General features: G+C 64.3%; 2 protein-coding genes. One reads left to right on the top strand and one right to left on the bottom strand.

Features of this window, described 5'->3' with window-relative positions:
- Positions 1-727 (bottom strand): DUF6444 domain-containing protein (locus tag ABZ911_RS43085; RefSeq protein WP_358070492.1); only part of this gene is annotated, 727 nt, incomplete at its 3' end.
- A 714-nt stretch (positions 728-1441) separates the two neighbouring features.
- On the opposite strand from ABZ911_RS43085, the gene ABZ911_RS43080 reads away from it, so the two are divergent.
- Positions 1442-2078, top strand: a 637-nt coding sequence (locus ABZ911_RS43080) for an IS630 family transposase (RefSeq protein ID WP_358070489.1), incomplete at its 3' end; no start/stop codon positions are given.

The raw sequence follows: 2078 nt of genomic DNA, 5'->3' as shown, positions 1-2078 counted from the left end.
CATCGGCGTGCAGCACATGCCCCAGCGTCAACAGGGCACGGATCAGCTTCAGGCCGCCGGCCACCAGACCCGCGGCCTGCCCCAGCACACCCGACACCCAGCCGGTCGACACGTTCGCACCGGTCAAGTCCGTGATCAACTGCGCGGTCCGCTCGACCGGGACATGCTGGAAGACCAGCAGATAGACCGCCAAAGCACGCAGATTCGGCCCGTAGGAGGCCGGCGAGCCGGCCACCGTCACGGGCATGACCGCCCGCGTCATCGTCCCGCACACGCACCGGCACCGATGCGCCCGATGCTCGGTCACCGTCACGCTGACCAGGGGAACGTCCCACACCTGGCGGCGCTCGTATCCAGCGCTGCCGGCCAGGCTCAACCCGGCTCCGCACCCGCCACACCACTCCGGCAGATGATCGTCGACCCGATCCGGGATCTCGACCATGGCCAGCCCACCACCCGCCGAACCCGGCTGACCGCCCCGCCGCCGCCCACTCCTGGGCGCCGCCTTCTTCTCCGGCCGGATGAAGACATCGGCCGACGGCGGCAGCGAGGAGTTCCCCGAGTGCCTGTTCAGCCGCCGCTCCAACTCGGCCACCCGAGCCGAAAGCCGCTCATTCTCCGCCCGCAGCCGTTCATTCTCGGCCCGCAACTCGGCGATGACCCGCGCCTGCTCCACGACCAGAGCGGCAAGCTCGTCATACGACGGACGCCCATCCCCAGCCTGCACCCGAAGATCATCCCACGAGCAGCAGCACGCTCACGCCGTACTCGATCTCGAGCCCTGATGAATGCTTACCCTCGATCTCAAACCGCCGTAACCTCAGCCTTTGAAGCTCTCTAACTCTCCGAAAAATTCTCCGACAAATTCGCGTACGTGGCGCATCGAGTACCCCTTCGTCTCATCCGATCATGTCGCACATCGAACGAAAGTGAGCAGCGACTACTGATCGGGTTTGGAGGCGAAGTTGGGCTTGTCATGGAAAAGGGGCGTGGCTGGTGGAATGGCCGTAGGCCACCCGGAGGGCCAGCGAAGCGAGTTCGGCCAGTGACGACCCAGCGGAAAGTCGTGCGCGGTCCGTCGGCGGCGTTGCCCACATTCGGCGGGCGAGTAGAGGTGCGGCGGGGCGTGGCGTGGTGTGGCGGGCGGCCCAGAGTCCCGCCGCCGTTCGGGACCGGCGCCCACACCGCACGCCCGGACGGGCCGCACATGCTCGCGATCAAGAAGTCAGCTACCGGCCAGAACACCCGAACCGTGATCTACCCACCGGACCCAATCACGACTAGTTTGCCTGATCCAGTTTCACGTGTCGTCGACACGGCGCAGGTGATCTAAGGCGATTATGGGTTTCTGGACTCACGAGATTACATTCCGTGAGACTATGAATGCATGGCGTTAAAGGGGCGGCGAGCCGCATTCGAGGAGCGACTGCACGCTGTGCGCATGATGGAGCAAGGGGAATCCGCCGACGATCTCTCTCGAATTCTCAACGTATCCAGAGCGTCACTCTTCGCATGGCAGCGTGATTACCGCGAGTACGGAGAGGCCGGCCTGAAGACGAAGAAGACGCGCGGCCCGGACGCGAAACTCAATGCCGACCAGATGTCCACCCTGTACGCATGGCTGGTGGGCTGCGATCCACGCCAATTGAGCTTCGGGCTGGCGCTGTGGACCCGCGCCATGGTCCAGGAGCTCATCCGGCGACGCTTCGGTGTCAGGTTGTCGGTTGCCAGCGTCGGACGCGTGCTACGCCAACTCGGCATGTCACCGCAGAAACCGCTGTATAAGGCCTATCAGCAGAATCCCGAATTGGTCGAGCGCTGGAAGTCCGAGGACTACCCGAAGATCGTCAAAGAGGCGAAGGAGGCCGGCGCGATCATCTACTTCGCAGATGAGGCGGCCATCAGCACTCACTACCACGCCGGGACGACCTGGGCGCCAGTGGGGCAGACGCCGACCGTCAAGCGCACCGGAGCCAAGAGATCGGCCTTCATGGTGTCGGCCGTCAACCGGCAGGGCAAGCTCCGTTTCCAGCTCTTCGACAAGAGCATCAAGGCCGAAGACTTCGAAGCTTTCTGTA

It is taken from the genome of Nonomuraea sp. NPDC046570 (assembly GCF_040645915.1).
Lineage (GTDB): Bacteria > Actinomycetota > Actinomycetes > Streptosporangiales > Streptosporangiaceae > Nonomuraea.
Note: the sequence above shows the minus strand (reverse complement) of the source record. Positions and strands in the feature narration are given on the sequence as shown.